This is a genomic window from Streptomyces sp. NPDC036822 (genome assembly GCF_055609145.1).
Map to the genome: position 1 here is coordinate 160,655 of NZ_JBVJPY010000008.1, position 21,546 is coordinate 182,200.

At 70.9% G+C, this 21,546-nt stretch carries 17 protein-coding genes and 1 pseudogene; 5 read left to right on the forward strand and 13 right to left on the reverse strand.

From position 1 onward, the window contains the following. Positions 1-349: 349 nt before the first annotated feature. The gene (locus ACZ68P_RS20310; RefSeq protein WP_471007968.1) at positions 350-1,921 is read right to left on the reverse strand and encodes a sigma-70 family RNA polymerase sigma factor; all 1,572 of its coding nucleotides are present in this window, start codon (positions 1,919-1,921) and stop codon (positions 350-352) included. A gap of 619 nt (positions 1,922-2,540) precedes the next feature. On the opposite strand from ACZ68P_RS20310, the pseudogene ACZ68P_RS20315 reads away from it, so the two are divergent. Beyond that, positions 2,541-2,837, forward strand: a pseudogene (locus tag ACZ68P_RS20315) (hypothetical protein); the annotation flags it as partial. A gap of 382 nt (positions 2,838-3,219) precedes the next feature. Next, complete coding sequence (locus tag ACZ68P_RS20320) at positions 3,220-6,279, forward strand: glycosyl hydrolase (RefSeq protein ID WP_471007970.1); 3,060 nt, start codon at positions 3,220-3,222, stop codon at positions 6,277-6,279. Positions 6,280-6,689: 410 nt separating this feature from the next. Here the strand turns inward: ACZ68P_RS20320 and ACZ68P_RS20325 are convergent, their stop codons facing one another. Continuing rightward, positions 6,690-8,018 carry a class I SAM-dependent RNA methyltransferase gene (locus ACZ68P_RS20325; RefSeq protein ID WP_471007972.1) on the reverse strand — a complete coding sequence of 443 codons (1,329 nt, stop codon included), beginning with the start codon at positions 8,016-8,018 and terminating at the stop codon, positions 6,690-6,692. A gap of 87 nt (positions 8,019-8,105) precedes the next feature. After that, a complete protein-coding gene (locus tag ACZ68P_RS20330; protein ID WP_471007975.1) occupies positions 8,106-10,154 on the reverse strand; it encodes an APC family permease in 2,049 nt (682 codons plus the stop codon). A 235-nt stretch (positions 10,155-10,389) separates the two neighbouring features. Here ACZ68P_RS20330 and ACZ68P_RS20335 point away from each other — a divergent pair, with 235 nt between their 5' ends. Beyond that, positions 10,390-11,058, forward strand: coding sequence for a potassium channel family protein (locus tag ACZ68P_RS20335; protein ID WP_471007977.1), 669 nt, complete (start codon positions 10,390-10,392; stop codon positions 11,056-11,058). Beyond that, entirely contained in the window at positions 11,058-11,744 is a 687-nt protein-coding gene (locus ACZ68P_RS20340) for a potassium channel family protein (protein ID WP_471007979.1), read from the forward strand. Before ACZ68P_RS20335 ends, ACZ68P_RS20340 begins: the two co-directional genes overlap by 1 nt. Positions 11,745-11,903: 159 nt before the next feature. Here ACZ68P_RS20340 and ACZ68P_RS20345 read toward each other — a convergent pair whose 3' ends face one another. The 8 genes from ACZ68P_RS20345 to ACZ68P_RS20380 all read right to left on the reverse strand — a co-directional run bounded on the left by ACZ68P_RS20345 (position 11,904) and on the right by ACZ68P_RS20380 (position 19,518). Next, the gene (locus tag ACZ68P_RS20345) at positions 11,904-12,647 is read right to left on the reverse strand and encodes a DUF3159 domain-containing protein (protein WP_471007980.1); all 744 of its coding nucleotides are present in this window, start codon (positions 12,645-12,647) and stop codon (positions 11,904-11,906) included. A gap of 3 nt (positions 12,648-12,650) precedes the next feature. After that, positions 12,651-13,049, reverse strand: coding sequence for an OB-fold nucleic acid binding domain-containing protein (locus ACZ68P_RS20350; RefSeq protein WP_365713893.1), 399 nt, complete (start codon positions 13,047-13,049; stop codon positions 12,651-12,653). A gap of 160 nt (positions 13,050-13,209) precedes the next feature. Continuing rightward, a complete protein-coding gene (locus ACZ68P_RS20355) occupies positions 13,210-13,896 on the reverse strand; it encodes a response regulator (RefSeq protein ID WP_471007981.1) in 687 nt (228 codons plus the stop codon). 59 nt (positions 13,897-13,955) lie between these two features. Beyond that, positions 13,956-16,511, reverse strand: coding sequence for an ATP-binding protein (locus ACZ68P_RS20360; RefSeq protein ID WP_471007983.1), 2,556 nt, complete (start codon positions 16,509-16,511; stop codon positions 13,956-13,958). A gap of 108 nt (positions 16,512-16,619) precedes the next feature. Then, entirely contained in the window at positions 16,620-17,348 is a 729-nt protein-coding gene (locus ACZ68P_RS20365) for an ABC transporter ATP-binding protein (RefSeq protein WP_471007985.1), read from the reverse strand. A gap of 301 nt (positions 17,349-17,649) precedes the next feature. Next, positions 17,650-18,420 carry a DUF3710 domain-containing protein gene (locus ACZ68P_RS20370; RefSeq protein WP_365713883.1) on the reverse strand — a complete coding sequence of 257 codons (771 nt, stop codon included), beginning with the start codon at positions 18,418-18,420 and terminating at the stop codon, positions 17,650-17,652. A gap of 1 nt (position 18,421) precedes the next feature. Then, positions 18,422-18,934 carry a dUTP diphosphatase gene (gene dut, locus ACZ68P_RS20375; RefSeq protein ID WP_365713881.1) on the reverse strand — a complete coding sequence of 171 codons (513 nt, stop codon included), beginning with the start codon at positions 18,932-18,934 and terminating at the stop codon, positions 18,422-18,424. Beyond that, positions 18,934-19,518: a PaaI family thioesterase gene (locus tag ACZ68P_RS20380; RefSeq protein WP_471007989.1), complete on the reverse strand. Its 585-nt coding sequence runs from the start codon at positions 19,516-19,518 to the stop codon at positions 18,934-18,936. The genes dut and ACZ68P_RS20380 overlap by 1 nt, the downstream gene beginning before the upstream one ends. Before the next feature lie 58 nt (positions 19,519-19,576). Here ACZ68P_RS20380 and ACZ68P_RS20385 point away from each other — a divergent pair, with 58 nt between their 5' ends. Continuing rightward, positions 19,577-20,131: a DUF3093 domain-containing protein gene (locus tag ACZ68P_RS20385; RefSeq protein ID WP_471007992.1), complete on the forward strand. Its 555-nt coding sequence runs from the start codon at positions 19,577-19,579 to the stop codon at positions 20,129-20,131. Here ACZ68P_RS20385 and ACZ68P_RS20390 read toward each other — a convergent pair. After that, positions 20,128-21,105 (reverse strand): hypothetical protein, encoded by a 978-nt coding sequence (locus ACZ68P_RS20390; protein WP_471007995.1) that lies wholly within the window; start codon positions 21,103-21,105, stop codon positions 20,128-20,130. The two genes, ACZ68P_RS20385 and ACZ68P_RS20390, sit on opposite strands and share 4 nt — an antisense overlap. A 12-nt stretch (positions 21,106-21,117) precedes the next feature. Continuing rightward, positions 21,118-21,414: a DUF4193 domain-containing protein gene (locus tag ACZ68P_RS20395; protein ID WP_003955561.1), complete on the reverse strand. Its 297-nt coding sequence runs from the start codon at positions 21,412-21,414 to the stop codon at positions 21,118-21,120. Positions 21,415-21,546: the final 132 nt, after the last annotated feature.

Below are 21,546 nucleotides of genomic sequence, written 5' to 3' on the forward strand. Positions count from 1 at the left end.
GAGGTGAGCGGCGGGAAGGGAACCCCTGAAGTGGAGGCTTGAGGACTCGCGGTCTCGTAACGGAAAAGTCGCGCCGTCCGGACGATCGCTCGGTGATGCATCTCGCAGGTAAAAAGCGTTATGCCAGGCCCCGCAATCTGACGTCCCTTGGGGAACGACGCACCGCACCGCTCATCACTGACGGAATCCGCTCATGGCGAGGCAGCCGCCGACGCCATGAGGATCGGAGCCGGTTTCGGGCGCGGCACCCGGCTCACCACCGGGTGAAGAAGGCGCGGTGCGGGACCGTACTGCGGGATCACCCGCTGTCTCTGAGACGGCCTGATCCCTGCTGAGCGGGGAGCGGTTCTCAGGCCAAGGGCCGGCGCATGATGAAGGAAGCCTGGCCGGCGAAGGCACGAGTGCCGTCGGAGCCATCGAGCCAGATACCGCCGTCGCGGTGACGGATGACCGACCCGGGATAGTTGTGCGCGTGCAGGGTCACCGACCCGGCGACTGCCCCGGGGCGCGGACAGAAGGTGGCGTCCTCCCGGAACAGTTCGCTGCCGTCGTCGGCGCTCAGCCGTAGCCGCAGGTAATGGTGGCGGAGATACCGGCCGTCCGCGGCGCGGAAGGTGACGCACCGTGTGTCGGCCAGCCCCCTGACGACCGTGAAGGTGAGCCGTTGCCGTGTCCGCTCGCCGCTTGACGCCGAGACCGGGCCGAGCGTTGCGAAATCACCGTCATACGTGACGAACAGGCCGGGCTGGTCCACGGACTCCAGCGACTGCGCGCCCAGCGGAACCGTGTCGGTGACGGCGGACGGACCCACCGGGGACGGTGTGGCCGGCGGGGTGGTGGGTGACAGGATCGGCGTGGGAGTGGCGACCGTGGGAGCACCGCTCGTAGAGGCGGTGACCGTGGGAGCGGCGCTGACGCCGGGCACCCGAGGCGCCTGTTCGGGCCATACCGCATAGGTGGCGGTCCCGACGACGAGCACCGCGCCGGTGGCGAGGCTGAGCATCGGATGGGCGGTCACCGCGTGGAGTTTGCCGAGCAGCGAGCCGTGCAGACCGCCTCCCCCTGTCGCCGCGCCGGCGGCGAGGTGTGCCGTGGCCAGCCCGGCGGCGCTCGCGGCCGTACCCGACAGCAGGCCCTTGGCGGTCAGTGCGGCGACGAGTGCGGCCGGGACGGCCAGCGGTGTGAGGCTGAGGAGCAGCAGTTCGGCCGGAACCCGTTCTGTCGTCGTCGACGCACAGATGGGGCAGTCGCGGGTGTGCCGCGCGATCCGCTTGCGCCACACGGATGTACGCAGACCGTCCCAGCCGACGACGGTCTCGTTCAGCCCCGGACAGCGCGGGTCCGCCTCCAGCGCGGCGACGATCGTCCGGCTCAGTTCCCATTGCTCGCGCATGCGCTGCAGGCGGACTCCGGCGTGGGCGACACTGAGCCCCATCGCGTCGGCGATGTCCTGGCGGCTCAGCAGGCCGGCGCATTCCTGCCACCACAGCGACAGCAGCACCCGATGATCCGGGTCGAGCCACCGGCCGGCTTCGACCGCATGACGGCGTTCGTCCGACATGTGCAGACGCAGGATCGTCACATCCTCGAGCGCGCCGCCGACGTTCGGTACCCGGAGTGCCTCGTCGATGACCGTGGTCCTGTCGGCGAGAGTGCGCTGCCGGTGCCAGTGGGTATTGATCTGGCGGAGCGTGATGGACACCAGCCAGGACCGGAAGCTTTCCGGGGCACGCAGAGCCGGCAGGTCGCGCACCACGCGCAGCAGGGTCTCCTGGACGACGTCGTCGACGTCGGCATGTCCGCTCAGCGCTCGCCCGACGATGTTGTAGAGCAACGGCAGGTATGCGGCGATCAGCTTCTCGCGCGCGCGATCGTCACCGGCCTGCGCCGCGACAACCAGCTCCGCGTGATCCGCGTCCATGAGCCCCATTCCCACCTCTTGAAAAGAACGATCTGCCGAGTACGGCGCCATACCTTAGCGTCGGCGAAGGCATGCGGCCCGAGCCCGGCCGAAGTACGGCGGCAGTGCGGCCTGCCGCCGCCGTCAACGGCGCTCCGGCCGGGCTCCCTTCGAGCTCAGGCAAGACCAGTCCTCAGGAGCGCGCCTCGCAGCACCCGCACCATGCACGATCGACGTCCGCCCGATGCCTCGCCCGGCATCGCGGAACGTCACTCCTGAAAGGCGAACCAGGAGGTCGGCCACCGGCTCACCAGCCGGCCTCCTCACCCCTTCGGAGGGCCCACCGCCACCCGACTGTGGGCTCCTCCGTCCGCAGCAGAACCAGGCATGACGACTTATCAGAATCCGCACCGCCCGTGCGTCAAACGTGCGTCAGAGCCGAGAACCCGTCCTGCTCAGGGATGAACAGCCTGCGGCAACTCACCCGGGGATCCGCCTCCGCTCGCTCCGGACACCGGCTCGCCCATCATGGCCCTCGCAGTGTCCCCGGCCGCCATAAACGAGTCATGCCCTCCAGTCCCCGGCATCCCCCCGAAGGACGTCCCAGGCGCGGACGCCGAGGACTTCGCACCGTACCGGCAGCCAGGACCTCGACGTCGCCACCGATATCCCGGCGCCCATGGCCGACGTCGCCGCCACGCCCCGCGCCAGCCTGGAAGCCCGCTGCTGGAAGGTGCACGCACTGGAGACGGCGCCGCAGTCCGCCCGCTTCACCATGACCGAGCCGGCCACCGGGCAGGAATGCGAAGTCGGCATCCTCAAGGAGATCTTCTTGCGGCCGGTCGCCCGGAGCCCGTACGGGCCCGTTCTCGCAGAGGAGGACGTGATCGGGGCGAAGGTCCGCGCACTCGCCGACCCCGGAGCGCCCCGCGACCTGCGGAAACGAGGTGTGCCACAGCCGCTCGCGCACCTCCCCTGTTGGTGCAGTCCACGTAGGGCGGCCACCGAAACACGTACGGCTTGCGTCAGAGCGCTCCCAGGACCGCCGGGCGGCCCTCGTCCCAAGTACAGCCCCGGCGCGATGACGACCTCCCGTCGCATACGAGACGACGCGAACAGCCATGAGCACGCAAGTGCCGTGGACGGCTTCTTCGCACGTCGGTGGGCCGGAGGCCGCCGTACGCCCAGCAACGCTGCGGAGCGTTCAAGCCTTGAAGGGGCGCGACAGCCCGTAAAGGATTTCGACTCGAAGTGTTGACCGCCTTACGGAGCCGCCCTACGTTGTCGGCGACTTGAGAGCGCTCTCAAAGGAGCTGTGCATGAAATGTCGAAGAAACCTGTCGTTGCTGACAACAGCGACTCTTGCCGCCACCGCCCTCGGTACGCTGGGCAGCGGCGTCGCCTCGGCCGCCACCATCGAGGTGGGGAAGGGCAGTTACAGCGACGTCCGCCCTGCCGGCCGCCAGGGGCCGTCGAACAGCGGTGGCCAGGCGGTCAAGCCGAAGGTCACTCCCGCCATGGCGGACGTCCCCGTCCCGACGAACGACTGGTGGTCGTCGCTGGCCTTCCAGCGCTTCTCCGGCAATCCGTGGTCGGAGAACATGTACGGCCATCCCCTCACCTACAAGGCGGTCTCCGGTGGCCTGGAGGTCGGCTACCCGACCGCGCACCAGATCGTGGGCGGCGGCCGCCAGTACGAGTTTCCGCACAAGGCCGACCTGACCCTGGGGCTCACGGGTCTCAACTCGCCCGACGCGAAGGCGGACGGGTGGAGCGACTGGACCGTCAGCCCGTACTGGAACGACGGTGCGCGCAGTCTGCGGACGACCATCGGCCACGGCCTGCCGTACGTGTACGCGGAGGGCACCGGAGGGGCGGCGCAGATCAGCGCGGCGGCTCCGCCGACCGTCTTCGCCGACCAGGGCAACGTCCTCGGCGTCACCATCTCGGGTCACGACTACGCGCTGTTCGCCCCGAGCGGCAGCGACTGGACCGTCTCCGGCAACGAGATCCGGGCCGACCTGGGCTCCAAGGAGTATTTCTCCCTGGCGGTCCTCCCGGACGAAGCAGCGCTGACCGACTTCAAGAAGTACGCCTTCAGCTTCGTGACCGGATCGAAGGTGGACTGGGAGTACAGGGAGGGCGACGGCGAGGTCACGGCGACCTACTCGCTGACCACCGAGCCGAAGGAGGGGACCGAGACCGGCACCTTCCAGGCGCTCTACCGCCACCAGTGGCTGCACAGCAGCGACCCGCTGACCGCCTACCGCTACGTCTCCTCGCGCGGTGAGATCAAGGTGCGCGAGGGCACGTCCTTCACGACCACCCAGAAGGTGAACGGCGTGCTGCCCGGCCTGCCGAGCGCGGCGGGCGTCGACAAGGCGAAGCTCAAGGGCTACATCAACGAGGTGCTGACCCAGGGTGACCCGTTCAGCGGCGCGATCGACACCTACTGGACCGGCAAGGCCCTGGGCAAGCTCGCCATGCTCGTTCCTCTGGCGGACCAGGTCGGAGACACCGCCAACCGCGACAAACTGCTGAGTTTGATCAAAGGCCGTATGGAGGAATGGTTCACGGTCGGTGGCCCCTCCGAGTTCTCCTACGACAAGGAGTGGCGCACCCTGATCGGGTACCCGGCCTCGTACGGGAGCGACCAGGAGCTCAACGACCACCACTTCCACTACTCGTACTACGTGATGGCCGCGGCCGTCGTGGCGCAGTACGACCCGCAGTGGGCCGCCGACTCCGAGTGGGGCGGCATGGTCAAGGAGCTCATCAAGGACGCCGCCAACCCGGCGAGGAACGACGGCAAGTACCCGTTCCTGCGCGGCTTCGACGTCTACGCCGGCCACAGCTGGGCCGCCGGCCACGAGTCGTTCGCCGCCGGCAACAACCAGGAGTCGTCCTCGGAGTCGATCAACCTCAGCGCCGGCCTGATTATGTGGGGCTCGGCCATGGGCGACAAGGCACTGCGTGACCAGGGCGTCTACATGATGATGACCGAGTCCGAGTCAATCGCGCAGTACTGGTTCGACGCCGACCAGCAGGTGTACCCGCAGGACTTCACCCACGACGTCGTGGGCATGGTCTGGAGCAACGGCGGCGCCTACGCGACCTGGTGGACCGCCAACCCCGAGGAGATCCATGGCATCAACTTCCTGCCCATGACCGGCGGCTCGCTCCACCTGGCCCGCGAGAAGGCCATGCTGAACCGCGGCGTGGCCGAGATGGAGCGGGAGAACGGCGGCCCGGCCGTCGAGTGGAAGGACATCTTCTGGCAGGTCCAGGCCCTCTACGACCCGGCCAAGGCCATGAGCTACTGGAACCAGTGGAACGGCGGCTACGTCCCCGAGGCCGGCGAGACCAAGGCCCACACCTACCACTGGGTCGCCACGATGAACTCCATCGGATCGCCGGACATGACCGTCACGGCCAACTCGCCCACCGCCGTCGCCTTCGACAAGAACGGCACCAAGACGTACGCCGCGCACAACTACACCGGCGAGGCGTGTTCGGTCCTCTTCTCCGACGGCGGCGTGCTGAACGTCCCGGCGAAGTCGACCGCGTCCGGAGCGGGCGACGACACCGAACTCGGCACCCGGTGCGGCGCCCCCGGCGACGACAAACCCAGCGCGCCCGGCACCCCGGTCGCCGGTGACGTCACCGACGACTCCGTCAAGCTGACCTGGAGCGCAGCGACCGACGACAAGGGCGTCAAGGACTACGACGTCTACCGCGGCACCACCAAGGTCGCCACCGTCACCGGCACCACCCACACCGACACCGGCCTGACCGCCGGCACCAAGTACAGCTACAGCGTCAAGGCCCGGGACACGGCCGACCAGGTCGGCCCGGCCAGCGACACGGTGACCGTCACCACCTCCGGGCCCCCGCCGGTCACGGGCGACACCTTCTACCTGCGCTCCGGCGGGCAGCTGAGCACCGAGGCGGCTGCGTCCGGTTCCTCGGACACCATCCCGTCCGCGGGCGGCGCCAACCATGACGGCAACCCGTACAACCCGCTCGTCTACGAGGTGAAGAACGTCAACGGCGCCCTGAAGGCGGGCTCCAGCACGGCCTTCACCTTCAAGGTCGACGCTGGCACCCACGTCGGCTACGCCCAGCAGGCCCGGGTCTCCTACGACCTGACCGGTGACGGCACCTTCGACCGTGTCGAGACGTTCCGCTACTTCGCCACCGATCCGATCACCGGCTGGGAGGCCTACACCTCCGCCCGGCAGGGGACGCATTCCGTGTCGGGCACCCTGGGCGACCTGGACGGCGGCACCGTCCGCGTCGAGGTCTGGAGCGCCCTGGGCAACGGTCCGTCCACCCTCCAGGTGGGCACGGGATCCGTCCTGACCATCCCGTTCGACTGACAGCCGATCGGGCCCCGCCCGGCCTGTGGAGGATCGTTCCGCGGGCCGGGCTCGTCCGGTGGAACGGCCGTCGAGGAACCCGCTACCCCGTACGACCTCGGAGCGGACATGTCCACGGGCCGCCAGGGCCGGGCCGACGTCAGCGGCTCCTGCCACCCCTGGCCGACGGAACCGTCCCGCCCGTTCCGGCGCCGGACGCCTCGTGGGCCGAGCCTGCCGTCATCGAACGGACCCAGGCCCAGGGACGAACCGAGCACGAGATGCGCGAGGCCATCAGCGCGGTCGACGCCTCCACCCGGTCACTTGCGCCTGACACACCATCAGAACGTGCGTCAAATGAGCGTCACGAGCGTCAGGGTATCGCCCGTAACGCCCGCACCGCGCATCATATGAACGCTCAAAACAGCAGGTCAGGAGCCCTTTGAGGCGGGCTCAAGGATCGCGACGCACTCCACGTGGTGCGTCATCGGGAACAGGTCGAACGCCCGCAGCGTCCGTACCCGGTAGCCGCCCTCCGCGAAGTACGCGATGTCGCGGGCCAGGGCCGCCGGGTCGCAGGCGACGTAGGCGATGCGGCGGGCGCCCAGGCCCGCCAGGTGCTTGACCGTCTGCTTGCCGGCGCCCGCCCGCGGGGGGTCGAGGACGATCAGGTCGACCTCGCTGATCCGGGTGCGCGGGAGGACCGTCTCGACCTTGCCCTGTTCGATGCGGACGCGGTCGTAGGCCTCCAGGTTGTGGCGGGCGTCCTCGACCGCGCGCTTGCCGGACTCGATGCCGAGGACGGCGCCCTGGTCGCCGACGCGGTCGGCGATCGCGCCCGCGAAGAGGCCGACTCCGCAGTAGAGGTCCAGGGCCGTGTCGCCCTTGCGGGGCATCAGGCCCTGCATGACGGCGAGGACCAGGGTCTGCGCCGCCTTCGGGTGGACCTGCCAGAAGCCGCCGTTGCCGACGCGGTACGTGCGGTCGTCGGCGCGCTCGCGGACGAAGGGGCGGCCGTGGACGCGGTGCACGCCGCCGTCGTGCTCGTCGACGCGCAGGACCGAGACCGGCTTGTCCAGCTCCACCAGCGGAAGGCGGGCGCCCGGCTTCGGGGCCAGGATCACCTGGCGGTCGCCCGAGCCCGAGGCGGCGATCGCCTCGACCGAGGCCATGCCCTCCCAGGTGCGCTTCTCGATGCCCAGCTCGGAGACCCCGGCGGCGGCGATCATGCAGTGGTCGATCACCTCGACCTCGTGCGAGCGGTGCTTGCGCAGACCGGCGTGACCCTCGGCGTCGACGGCGTACTGGACGCGGGTGCGCCACTGCGGCACCTCGCCCGCCGGAAGCTTGTCGCCCTCGGCCGGCATGACGGTGCCGTCCCAGCCCGCCTCCTCGGGCGTGAGCCCGGCCAGGCGCTGCAGCTGCTCGGCGATCACCTCGCCCTTGAGCCGCCGCTGCGCGCCCGGCTTGGCGTGCTGCCAGTCGCAGCCGCCGCACTTGCCGGGGCCGGCGAACGGGCAGGGGGCCTCGACCCGGTCCTTGGAGGGTTCGAGCACGGTGACCGCGTCCGCGCGCAGGAAGCGCGAGGTCTCCTCGCCCTCCGTCACACGGGCGACGACCCTCTCGCCGGGCAGGGCGTGGCGTACGAAGAGGACACGGCCCGCCTCGGTGCGGGCGATGCAGTGCCCTCCGTGCGCGACGGGGCCGATCTCGACCTCGTACTCCTCCCCGACCAACGAAGAAACAGGTGCGTTCTGCATGACGGGGGGACTCCAGAGAAAGAGAGAGGTGGGCTACCGCAGCGCGGCAGCCCACCAGTCTACGTGCCCGCGCGGGCACGGCACGCCTCAGCTCTTGGCTGTCGGCTCCTTGGGGCGCTTCTCGACGGGGCCGCGGCGCACCGAGCCCGGGGCGTTCCAGTCCTGGCGCTTCCTGGCCCGCTTCTTCGCGGCCTCGGAGGAGCGCAGCTGGTACGGCACCGAGGTGACCATCACACCGGGGGTGAACAGCAGCCGGCCCTTGAGGCGCAGGGCGCTCTGGTTGTGCAGCAGGTGCTCGTACCAGTGGCCGACGACGTACTCGGGAATGTAGACGGAGACGGCGTCGCGGGGGCTCTCGCGGCGGATGCTCTTCACGTAGTCGATGACGGGGCGGGTGATCTCGCGGTAGGGAGAGTCGAGGATCTTCAGCGGGACGTTGATGCCGCGCCGCTCCCACTCCTCCTTCAGCGCCTTGATCTCCACCGGGTCGACGTTGACGCTGAGCGCCTCCACCTGGTTGGGGTGGAGCAGCTTGGCGTAGGCGAGCGCCCGCAGGGTCGGCTTGTGGAGCTTGGAGACGAGGACGATGGAACGGACCCGCGAGGGTCGTACGTACTCGTCGGGGCGCTCCTCGGCGGCCGCGATCTCGTCCGCCACGGAGTCGTAGTGCTTGCGGATCGCGGTCATCGTTCCGTAGAAGATGACCATGCCGAGCAGCGCGACCCAGGCGCCGTGGGTGAACTTGGTCGCGAGGACGACGACCAGGACGAGGCCGGTGAAGAAAGCGCCGAAGGCGTTGATCGCGCGGGAGCGGATCATGTGGCGGCGCTTCGCCGGGTCCCGCTCGGTCTTCAGGTGCCGGTTCCAGTGCCGGACCATGCCGATCTGGCTCAGGGTGAAGGAGACGAAGACGCCGACGATGTACAGCTGGATCAGCTTCGTCGAGTCGGCTCCGTAGACCCACACGAGCAGCGCGGCCGCGCCGGCCAGGAGCACGATGCCGTTGGAGAACGCGAGGCGGTCGCCGCGGGTGTGCAGCTGGCGCGGGAGGTACCGGTCCTGGGCGAGGATCGAGCCGAGGAGCGGGAAGCCGTTGTACGCCGTGTTGGCGGCCAGGAAGAGGACGAGCGCCGTGGCCGCGGCGAGGACCACGAAGAGGAACGTGCCGTCGCCGAAGACGGCGGCCGCGACCTGGGAGATGACCGGGTCCTGGACGTAGCTCTCGCCGACCGGGACGCCGTCGAGCAGGAGGTCCTGGGCCGGCTTCTCCGCCATCCGGACGTCGGTGGCCATGGCCAGGAAGATGATGCCGCAGAACATGGTGACGGCCAGGCCGCCCATCAGGGCGAGCGTGGTGGCGGCGTTCCGCGACTTCGGCTTGCGGAAGGCGGGGACGCCGTTGGAGATCGCCTCGACGCCGGTGAGGGCGGCACAGCCGGAGGAGAAGGCGCGCAGCAGGAGGAAGACGAGGGCGAAGCCTGCCAGGCCCTGGTGTTCGGGCTTGATCTCGAAGGCCGCGGTGGGCGCCTTCATGGTCTCGTCGAGGACGATTCCGCGGTACGCGCCCCAGGCGATCATCAGGAAGACGCCGGCGACGAAGACGTACGTCGGGATGGCGAAGAGGCTGCCCGACTCCTTGACTCCGCGCAGGTTCATCACGGTCAGCAGCACGATGACGCCGACCGCGCACAGGACCTTGTGCTCGACGACGAACGGGATGGCCGAGCCGAGGTTCTCGATCCCGGAGGAGATGGAGACGGCGACGGTCAGGACGTAGTCGACGAGGAGGGCGCTGGCGACGGTGAGCCCGGCCTTGGGGCCGAGGTTGGTGGTCGCGACCTCGTAGTCGCCGCCGCCGCTGGGGTAGGCGTGGACGTTCTGCCGGTAGGAGGCGACGACGGTGAACATCAGGACGACGACGGCCAGTGCGATCCACGGGCTGAAGTGGTAGGCCGACAGACCGGCGATGGACAGGACGAGCAGCACCTCGCCCGGCGCGTACGCCACCGAGGACAGTGGGTCGGACGCGAAGACGGGGAGTGCGACGCGCTTGGGGAGGAGAGTCTCCCCGAGCCTGTCGCTGCGCAGGGCCCGCCCGATCAGGATCCGTTTGGGCACGTCGGTCAGTTTGGACACGCAGAGGATCGTAAGCGTTCGAAAAGCGCCACGCTCACCGGCACCCCCGATGCTTACGGAATCTTGTTGCGCACCACCTCGGATGAGGTCCCGGCAGGCGTTGCCACATAAGCTCGGTTCGGACAGCACGGCAGAGCGCTGTCCGCCACGGCCCGGGCAAAGTCGGGTGAGGAAAGTTGTGAGCAGGGTGTATTCGCAGGTCAGCAAGACGATCAGGAGTGCGGGGTAAGGGGACGTGCACATCGTCATCATGGGCTGCGGGCGAGTGGGAGCCGCTCTCGCGCAGACCCTGGAGCAGCAGGGGCACACCGTCGCCGTCGTGGACCAGGACCCGACGGCTTTCCGCCGTCTTGGGTCGAGCTTCGGCGGTCGACGTGTCACGGGCGTCGGGTTCGACCAGGACACGCTGCGCGAGGCGGGCATCGAGGAGGCCGGCGCGTTCGCCGCGGTGAGCAGCGGTGACAACTCCAACATCATCGCCGCGCGGGTCGCGCGCGAGATGTTCGGCATCGAGAACGTGGCGGCCAGGATCTACGACCCCCGGCGCGCCGAGGTCTACCAGCGCCTGGGCATCCCGACGGTCGCGACGGTCCGCTGGACCGCCGACCAGATGCTGCGGCGGCTGCTGCCGTCCGGCGCGGAGCCGCTGTGGACCGACCCGAGCGGTGGTGTCCAGCTCGCCGAGGTGCACACGTCCCCGGCGTGGATCGGGCACAAGGTCAGCAGGCTGCAGGACGAGACGGGCGTGCGCGTCGCGTTCCTCACCCGGCTGGGCGAGGCGGTCATCCCGTCCTCCCAGACCGTGCTGCAGGAGGGCGACCTCGTGCACGTGATGATGCGTACGGACGAGATCGCGAAGGTCGAGGCGGCCTTCGCCGAGGGCCCTGAGGAGGGCGGTCACTGATGCGTGTCGCTATTGCGGGCGCGGGTGCGGTGGGCCGTTCCATCGCGGGCGAGCTCCTGGAGAACGGCCACGAGGTGCTGCTCGTCGACAAGGCGCCGACCGCGATCTCGGTGGAGCGGGTCCCTCAGGCGGAGTGGCTGCTCGCCGACGCGTGCGAGATCACGTCGCTGGACGAGGCGGCGCTGCAGCGCTGCAACGTGGTGATCGCGGCGACCGGCGACGACAAGGTGAACCTCGTCGTGTCGCTGCTCGCGAAGACCGAGTACGGCGTGCCTCGCGTGGTCGCCCGGGTGAACAACCCGAAGAACGAGTGGCTCTTCAACGAGTCGTGGGGCGTGGACGTCGCCGTGTCGACGCCCCGCCTGATGTCGGCCCTGGTCGAGGAGGCGGTGAGCGTCGGCGACCTGGTCCGGCTGCTGCGCTTCAGCCACGGCGACGCGAACCTGGTGGAGCTGACGCTGCCGCCGGAGTCGGCGATCGCGGGGACGTCGGTGGGCGATGTGGCGTGGCCTCAGGACACCTCGCTCGTCACGATCATCCGCGGCTCGCGCGTGCTCACCCCGAGCCCGGAGGAGACCCTGGAGGCAGGCGACGAGCTTCTCTTCGTGGCCGCGCAGGCCCGTGAGGAGCAGCTGGAGGACCTGCTCTCGGTCCGCCGCGGCCAGGAGGACACGCCGGCGGTCTGAGCCCGTCACGGCATCGAGGAGGGCCCGGACCGTGGAAACGGTCCGGGCCCTCCTCGTGCGCGGCGACGGGGCCGTGAAGAGTCCGGGCCCTTGGAGCTCGTCGACGAGGGCGACGGCGGGTCTCCTGGCCAGGACCCTCGTGCGCGGGGTGCGGAGCCGCTACGCCTCCGGCTGCTGGGCCGCGGCCGCCTTGCGGGCCTTCTCGGCCTCCTCCTCCGCCTCCATCTCGGCGAAGACGTCGATCGGCGGCGGGGCCTTCGCGAGGAAGACCCAGGTGAGGTACACGGCGAGCAGGAACGGCGGGATCTTCAGCGCCACCAGGACCCAGCCGAACTGCGTGGTGTCGGCCCACCAGTACAGCGGGAAGAGGATCGCGCACTTGGCGAGCAGGATGAGGCCCCAGGCCCAGCTGGCCTTGGCGTAGGCCTTCTTGCGGCCGGGGTTGCGGGTCCGCCAGGAGAGGTTCTCCTTGAAGACCGGGCCCAGGATCAGGCCGATCAGCGGCGCGCCCGCGAGCGTGGTGATGATGTAGGCGAGGGCGAGCCCCAGCGTGTACAGCATGCCCGGGAGGTAGAAGTCCTTGGCGTTGCCGGTCATCATCGCGAAGACCACGCCGATGGCCACGCCGAAGACGCCGCTGAAGGCGTGCTTCACGGTGTCCCGGCGGATCAGGCGGACGACGACGAGGAGCACGGAGACCCCCAGCGCGGCGATGGCCGAGCTGTGGAGGTCCTTGTTGATCGTGAAGATCGTGACGAAGAGAAGTCCGGGCAGGACCGTCTCGACCATGCCCCGTACGCCGCCGAACGCCTCGAACAGCGCGGCTTCGTTGACCTCCTTCGAGACCCGGGCGTCGGAGGCCTGGGCGTCCTGATCCTGTGTCGGCTTGTCGAGGGACGTCACCGGCTACTCCTGTCCGAGCGGTCGGAGCTCGTATTTGGGGTTGAAGAGGACCCGCCGGCCGTGGCTCATGGAGATCCGGCCGGAGGCGATCAGCTTGCGGCCCGGCTCGATGCCCACGATGGACCGCCGGCCCAGCCACACCACGTCCAGGGGGGCCGTGCCGTCGAACAGCTCGGCCTCCAGGGCCGGCACACCGGCCCGCGGACGCAGGGTGACCGTGCGCAAGGTACCAGTCACCTTGACTATCTGGCGGTCGGAGCAGTCACAGATACGTGTGCACCCCGAGGCGGCCGTGTCCCCCTGGAGCTCTTCGGACTCCAGCTCCTCCTGTGAGGTGGACAGCCGGTCGAGCATCCGGCGGAATCGCCCGGCCGGCTTCTCTGTACGCGGTGCGGCACTCATACAGAAAGCGTACCGGCCCCCGCGGACACGGGCCCCGGCCCTCCCGGCGGGGCCTCGGGTGCCGGGACCCCACGGCCGGGCGCGGGCCCGGACCAGGCGGTCGCGGGCACCGGATCGGGCCGGGCGCGGAGGCCGGATCGCGCCGGGCGCCCGGGCCGGATCAGTGCTCGAAGCGGTACCCCATGCCCGGCTCGGTGACGAAGTGCCGGGGGTGCGAGGGGTCCGCCTCCAGCTTGCGCCGCAGCTGCGCCATGTAGACCCGCAGATAGTTGGTCTCGGTGCCGTACGACGGGCCCCAGACCTCCTGGAGGAGCTGCTTCTGGCTGACGAGGCGCCCGCTGTTGCGGACGAGCACTTCCAGGAGGTGCCACTCGGTGGGGGTGAGACGGACGTCCCTGCCGTCGCGGTGGACCTTCTTGGCCGCGAGGTCGACCGTGAAGCCCTCGGTCTCGACGACGACGGCCCCCTCCTCGGCGCCGCCGACGGGCTCCGCCCGGCGGACCGCGGCGCGCAGCCGGGCCAGCAGTTCGTCCATCCCGAAGGGCTTGGTGACGTAGTCGTCGGCGCCCGCGTCGAGCGCCTCGACCTTCTCGTCGGAGGTCTGGCGCGCGGAGAGGACGAGGATCGGTACGCGGGTCCAGCCGCGCAGGCCCCTGATGACCTCGACCCCGTCGATGTCGGGCAGCCCGAGGTCGAGCACGATCACGTCGGGATGGCGCTCGGCGGCGAGCCGGAGGGCGGTGGCTCCGTCGGGCGCGGCGTCCACCTCGTACTTCCGCGCCCTGAGGTTGATCACCAGCGCGCGGACGATCTGCGGCTCGTCGTCGACGACGAGAACCCGGGTCATCGAAGGGGTCCTTCTCTCTGTGGGGGTGGAAGGGGGAGCCGGACGGCGTCGGGCCGACGTCAGGAGGTGAGGCGGGCGGGCAGGTCGGCCGTGGGCGGGGGCGCGTCGTCGGCCCGGCGTACGGCCTTGAGGGTCAGCGTCATGGTGAGTCCACCGCCGGGGGTGTCCTCGGCGGTGAGGGTGCCGCCCATGGCCTCGGCGAACCCGCGGGCGACCGCGAGCCCGAGGCCCACCCCGGAGCCGCGCGGGGCGTCGCCGAAGCGCTGGAACGGTTCGAAGATGCCGTCCTTGCTCTCGTCCGGCACCCCCGGCCCCCGGTCGGCGACCCGCAGCTCCACCCGGTCGGCCAGCGCGCTGGCGGCGACGGTCACCGGCACGTCGGGCGGGCTGTACTTCACCGCGTTCTCGACGATGTTGGCCACGGCCCGCTCCAGGAGACCCTTGTCGACCTCGACCATCGGCAGGCTCTCCGGGATGTCCAGCTCGGCGCTGCCGTCCGGGACGCCGCCGAGGGCCATCGGCACCACCTCGTCCAGGTCGATGGCGCGGATGAGCGGGGTGACGGTCCCGGTCTGCAGGCGTGACATGTCGAGGAGGTTGCCCACCAGGTGGTCCAGGCGGTCCGAACCCTCCTCGATGCCGGCGAGCAGTTCCGCCCGGTCCGCCTCCGACCACTCGACGTCGTCGGAGCGCAGGGAGGAGACCGCCGCCTTGATGCCGGCGAGCGGGGTACGCAGGTCATGACTGACCGCGGCGAGCAGGGAGGTACGGATCTTGTTGCCCTCGGCCAGTTTGCGGGCCTCCTCGGCCTCCCCGACGAGCCGCTGCCGGTCCCGTACCACCGCGGCCTGCGCGGCGAACGCGCCGAGCACGCGCCGGTCCTCGGCGGGCAGCGCGCGGCCGTTGAGGGCGAGGGCTAGGTGCTCCCCGACGGGCATGTCCACGTCGGCCTCTTCGGGGCGGGCCGCCGGGCCCGTGCCCACGCTGCCCGCGGGCCGCCACGGCTCGACGTCGCTGTCGCGTTCCAGGAGGGCCACCGACTCCATGGAGAAGGTCTCCCTGACCCGTTCCAGGAGGGCCTCCAGGCTCGACTCCCCGCGCAGCACGCTTCCGGCGAGATAGGACAGCACCTCGGACTCCGCGCGCAGCCGGGCCGCCTGGTGGGTGCGCCGCGCGGCGAGGTCGACCACCGACGCGACCGCCATGGCGACGCCGAAGAACACGGCGATGGCGACGATGTTCTTGGGGTCGGCGATGGTCACCCGGTGCAGGGGCGGGGTGAAGAACCAGTTCAGCAGGAAGGAGCCGGCCGCGGCCGACACCAGCGAGGGCACCAGACCGCCGAGCAGGGCGGAGGCGACGGTGAGGGCGAGGAACAGCAGCATGTCGTTGGCGAGACCGAGGTCGGCGTCGACATGGGTCAGCAGGAGGGCGAGCAGGACGGGCCCGGCGACGCCGACGGCCCAGCCCCACATGATCCGGGAGCGGCCGAGCCGGGCGCTGCGGGCGTCGGGCAGGCCGCGGCCCTTGGCGACCTCTTCGTGGGTGACGATGTGGACGTCGAGGTCCGGCCCCGACTCGCGGGCGACGGTCTGGCCGACGCCGGGCCCGAAGACGTACTGCCAGGTCTTGCGCCGGCTGGAGCCGAGGACGATCTGGGTGGCGTTGACACCCCGCGCGAACTCGAGGAGCGCGGAGGGTATGTCGTCGCCTATGACGTGATGGAACGTTCCGCCGAGGTCCTCGACCAGGGTCCGCTGGAGCGCCAGCTCCTTCGGCGAAGCCGCGGTGAGCCCGTCGCTGCGGGCGATGTAGACGGCGAGCACCTGGCCGCCGGCGCCCTTCTCGGCGAGCCGGGTGGCGCGCCGGATGAGCGTGCGGCCCTCGGGGCCGCCGGTGAGGCCGACGACGATCCGTTCGCGGGCCTGCCAGGTGGAGCGGATGTTGTGCTCGCCGCGGTACCGCCGGAGGTACTCGTCGACCCGGTCGGCGGTCCACAGCAGGGCCAGTTCCCGCAGCGCGGTCAGATTGCCGGGGCGGAAGTAGTGGGACAGCGAGGCGTCGATCTTGTCGGGCTTGTAGATGTTGCCGTGCGCCATGCGCCGGCGCAGCGCCTCGGGCGACATGTCGACCAGTTCGATCTGGTCGGCGCGGCGGACCACCTCGTCGGGGACGGTCTCCCGTTGCCGGACGCCGGTGATCGACTCCACGACGTCCCCGAGCGACTCCAGGTGCTGGATGTTGACGGTCGAGACGACGTCGATGCCCGCGGCGAGCAGTTCTTCGACGTCCTGCCAGCGCTTGCCGTTGCGGGAACCGGGGACGTTGGTGTGGGCGAGCTCGTCGACGAGGGCGACGACGGGTCTCCTGGCCAGGACCGCGTCGACGTCCATCTCGGTGAAGGTCGTGTCCCGGTGGGCGAGGGACCGGCGCGGTACGTGTTCCAGGCCGTGGAGCAACGCCTCCGTGCGCGGCCGGCCGTGGTGCTCGACGAAGGCGACGACACAGTCCGTGCCGCGCTCGACGCGCCGGTGCGCCTCGGACAGCATGGCGTACGTCTTGCCGACGCCCGGTGCCGCACCGAGATAGATCCGTAGCTTGCCGCGTCCCGCCATGGCACGACCATACGTCCAGCCAAACGGACATTCCGTACGGGTGTCAGGGCCCCCGGGCCGTATTGACGTGTTTCTGATGCACCCGCCGGCCGTGCCCGGCCGAGGGGCTCAGTGCTCGGTGATCTCGCCGTCGCTCAGTTCGAGGACGCGGTCGGCGAGTCCGAGGAGCTGGGTGTCGTGGGTCGCCACCAGCGCCGTGACGCCCTCGCTCCGCACCACCGCCCGCAGCAGCTCCATCACCGCGAGGCCGGTCTCCGCGTCGAGCTGGCCGGTCGGCTCGTCGGCGATCAGCAGGGCGGGCCGGTTGGCGAGGGCGCGGGCGATGGCGACGCGCTGCTGCTGACCGCCGGAGAGCTCCCCGGGGCGCTGGGCGGCGTGGTCCGCGAGGCCGACCAGGGCGAGGAGGAGGGCGACCCGCTCCTCGCGCTCCGTGGGGTCGGCCTTGCGCAGCCGCATGGGCACGCCGACGTTCTCGGCGGCGGTGAGGATCGGGATGAGCCCGAAGGACTGGAAGATGAAGCCGATACGGTCCCGGCGCAGCTCCAGGAGCCCGCTCTCGCCGAGGTCGGCGAGGTCGGTGCCGCCGACCGTGATCCGCCCGCCGTCCGGGGTGTCCAGACCGCCTACCAGGTTGAGCAGGGTGGTCTTGCCGGAGCCCGAGCGCCCCTTGAGGGCGACGAGCTCGCCCCGCGGGATGTCGAAGGAGACGCCGCGCAGGGCGTGGACGGCCGCCGCGCCCGTGCCGTACGAGCGGCGCAGGTCCCGGACGCGGACCATCGGGCCGGCGGCCGGCTCCCCGGCCACCGCCGTGCCGGACCGCGCGCTGCTCTCACTCATACCTGGGCTCCCCCCGCGTCGTCGTACGTGTGCGCCCGTCAGTATGGGCCGCCCCGGGGCCGCCGGACCAGGGTTCACCGGGGACGGCGGATCTTCGCGCGAAAGGAACCGCCCCCACCGCTGACGGCCTCCCCCCGGCCCTCCAGGTACCACCGCCCGCCCCCGCCCCCTACGCGAACGGCCGGTGGGCCGTGCCCCGTACACGACGTACGGGACACGGCCCACCGGCCGTCACCGCGAGCACCGTCCTGCGGACCGGGGCTCGCGGGGTGTCGTCGGCCGCGTGGGCCGACGGCTGTCGTCAGCGGACCTCGGTGATCTCCGGTCCGCGCTGGAGCTGGCCCATGCCTCCGGAGAAGCGCGAGCCCTCCTGGTCGTCCGTCTGGACGCCCTCGGGCACCATCTGCGCGTCGTTCGGCAGCTTCAGCACGATCGGGTCGCGCGGAGCCATCGGCCCGTCGCCCCGGACGACGACGGTGTCCCGGACGATCTGCTCCAGGAGACCGGCCGCCTCGGGCTGCACGGCGCCCTGGCCGGAGATCACTCCGCGCAGGAACCAGCGGGGGCCGTCGACGCCCACGAAACGCACCAGCTGCACGCCGCCGGTGCCGTCCGGCAACTGCACCGGGACCTGGGCCCGCAGCTCCCAGCCGAGGGGGCCCTCGACCTCGTCGATGACACCGCCCTGCTGGGTGATGCCGGAGGCGATCTCCTCGCGGACCTCGCCCCAGATGCCTTCCTTCTTCGGCGCGGCGAACGCCTGCAGCTGCACGGCGCTGTCACGCAGGACGACGGTGGCCGCGACGATCGCGTCGCCCGCCACCTCCACACGCAGCTCCATGCCCTCGACTCCGGGCACGAAGATGCCGCCGAGGTCCACCCGGCCGTCCTCCGGCTTGGAGACCTCGGAGATGTCCCACGGCCCGTCGGGCCGGGGAGCCGGCGGAAGATTCATCCGACGCGGCCGCCCGGCCGCGTCCGTGCCGTCACGGGTTTCGACCTCGTCGACGACCTGCTCGGCCTCGCCCGCTGCGTCCTCAGCGGAACCGCTCTTCTTGCGACGTCCGAACACGTCACTGTCCTTCCCGGTCGGATACGACCGAAGCGTATCGATTCCCACCCGTTGTGCCGTCCACGGCGGCATGACCGCCGGTGGACCCGAAGCCCCCCTCGGCCCGTGCAGAGCCGGGAAGCTCCGCGACCTCGTGGAAGCGCACCTTCTCGACCTGCTGGACGACAAGTTGGGCAATCCGGTCGAGCCGCTCGAACCGCACGCTCTCACGCGGGTCCAGATTGACCACGATCACCTTGATCTCTCCACGGTACCCGGCATCCACCGTCCCCGGGGCATTCACCAGGGCGATACCCAGCCGTGCGGCCAGACCGGAGCGCGGGTGCACGAAGGCGGCGTAGCCGTCGGGCAGCGCGATGGAGATCCCGGTGGGGAGCACGACCCGCTCCCCGGGGGGCAGGACGGCCGCCTCGGTGGTCACGAGATCCACTCCGGCGTCGCCGGGGTGGCCGTAGGCCGGGATCGGTACGTCCGGGTCCACGCGCCGGATGAGTACGTCGACAGGGTTACGCATCAGGGGTTCACCTCGAAGGCGCGGGCGCGCCGGACCTGGTCGGGGTCGGACATGGCCGCCCGGATCTCCTCCGGGCGTCCGTTGTCGATGAAGTGGTCGACCTTGACCTCTATGAAGAGGGCGTCGGCGCGGACCGCGACGGGGCCGTCGGGCCCGCCGATCCGGCCGGTGGCGGTCGAGTAGATCTTGCGCCCGTGCACGGCGGTGACCTCGGCCTCCAGGTGCAGCACCGTGCCGACCGGGACGGGCCGCGCGAAGTCGGTCTCCAGCCGGCCGGTGACGGCGATGACCCGGAGCAGCCAGTTCAGGGAGCCCAGGGTCTCGTCGAGCGCGGTGGCGAGGACGCCGCCGTGCGCGAGGCCGGGGGCGCCCTGGTGGTCGGGGGTCACGGTGAACTCCGCGGTGACGGTCACGCCCTCGCCGGCCATGGCCGCGAGGTGGAGGCCGTGGGGCTGCCCGCCGCCGCACCCGAAGCAGTGCTCGTAGTGCGCGCCGAGCAGCTCGCCGGGGGCGGGCGCGTCGGGGTGGCGTACCGGCGGTATGGCGTCGGCCGGCGGGGTGAGGGCGGCAGATGTTGCAGTCACAGCCGCAGACCTTACCCGCGCGGATGGGGGCAGGTCGCGCCGTGCCAAGCTAGGACGTATGCAGCCTTCCGCACCGTCCTCCGCGCCGGGTTTCGACGAACGTCTGACCGCTCCCCGCTCCTGGTGGGTGATCGTGGCCCTGCTGGGGCTGTCCGGCGGTCTGGTGACGTTCCCCCTCGGCACGGTGGCGACGCTCGTCGGGCTGATCGCGGCGGCGGCGCTGGCGGCCGTGGCGGTCTCCTCGTACGGCTCCGCCCGCATCCGGGTCGTGGCCGATTCGCTGGTGGCGGGCGACGCCCGTATCCCGGTGTCGGCGCTGGGCATCCCCGAGGCGCTGGACGCCGAGGAGGCGCGCGCGTGGCGGACGTTCAAGGCCGACCCCCGGGCCTTCATGCTGCTGCGCAGCTACGTCCCGGGCGCGGTCCGCGTCGAGGTCACCGACCCGGCGGACCCGACGCCGTACGTCTACGTCTCCACCCGTGACCCGGAGGGCCTGGTCGCGGCCCTGGAGGCGGTACGCGAGCGGATCGGCCGGGAGCGGGGCGCGGAGGCGGCGGTCGGCGAGGACGCCCCGGCCGGGGCCGCGGAGACGGCGCGGGGCACGGAGGCCTAGAAGCCGATCTCCTCGGGATTCTCGGGCTGCTCCAGCGGGGGCAGCGCGCCCAGGGCGTCCCAGGGGACCTGGCGGCGCCGGAGGTCCTTGCGGACGTGTTCGGCGAGCTTCTTGGTGTCGCGCCGGTTCATCACCGCGCCGACGGCGGCGCCGATCATGAACGGGGCCAGGTTGGGCAGATTGCGCACGATGCGCTTCGTGATCTGCTGGCGCAGTTCGCGCTTGAGCTGGCCGCCGAGCGCGGCGTTGACGGTGGTGGGCTTGGTGGGGTCGATGCCGCGTTCCTCCGCCCAGGAGGTCAGATAGGCGGCCGACCGCTGCGGGAGGGTGCCGGCCGGTCGCAGCCCGTACACCTCGTGCAGCTCGGCGATGAGCTTCAGCTCGATCGCCGCGACTCCGGTGATCTCCGCGGCCAGCTCCGCCGGCATCGCGGGGGGTACGGGAAGCATGGCGGCGGCGCCGATGCCCGCGCCGACGGTCGAGCTGGCGTTGGCCGCGCCCGCGACGAGCTTGTCGGCGATCTGTTCGGGCCCGAGCCCCGGGAAGTGGCGGCGCAGGGTCGCCAGGTCCCGTACGGGTACGCGTGGAGCGATGTCGATGACCCGGTCGGCGAGATAGCCGATCCCGATCTTGGCGCTCTCGCCGCCGCGCTTCACGCCGCGTTTGACGGCGTCGATCCGCGCGCGGTCGAGTTTGACGCGGTCCAGCTGGACGCGCGCCGGGTTGGCCACGCGTTTGACGGCGTCGAGACGCCCTCGGCGCGGCTCCTCCCGCTCCACCGGCACCGGGGCAGCTTCGAGCGAGGCCTGGGGGCCTCGCTCGTCGTCACGTGCGCCGAGGGAGGGCAGGAGGGCGGTGTTCTCGGCGTCGGGTGCGTGCTGGGCACCCTCCGCCCGACGTGAGCCGCCCTGATCCGCCTCCGGCTTCCCATGAAGCCGGAAGCGTCGCTTCCGGGACGGTGTGTCGCCTGCCACGGCCGGCCGATCTCAGTCGCAGTCGCGGCAGATCGGCTGGCCGTTCTTCTCTCGAGCCAGCTGGCTGCGGTGGTGCACGAGGAAGCAGCTCATGCAGGTGAACTCGTCGGCCTGCTTGGGCAGGACCCGGACGGCGAGCTCCTCGTTCGAGAGGTCCGCGCCGGGCAGCTCCAGGCCTTCTGCGGCCTCGAACTCGTCGACGTCGACCGTCGAGGTCGACTTGTCGTTCCGGCGGGCCTTCAGTTCCTCAAGGCTGTCCGAATCGACGTCGTCGTCGGTCTTGCGTGGGGTGTCGTAATCCGTTGCCATGTCGCTCTCCCCCTCTGGGTGGTTGCGGTGTCTCCAGCGCACGTAACGCGTGAGAGGCCGGACTTGTGCCCGACCCGAGGCGGAGATTTTGCCTCACATCAAGGTCTGTTACTCAATCGACACCCAATCCGC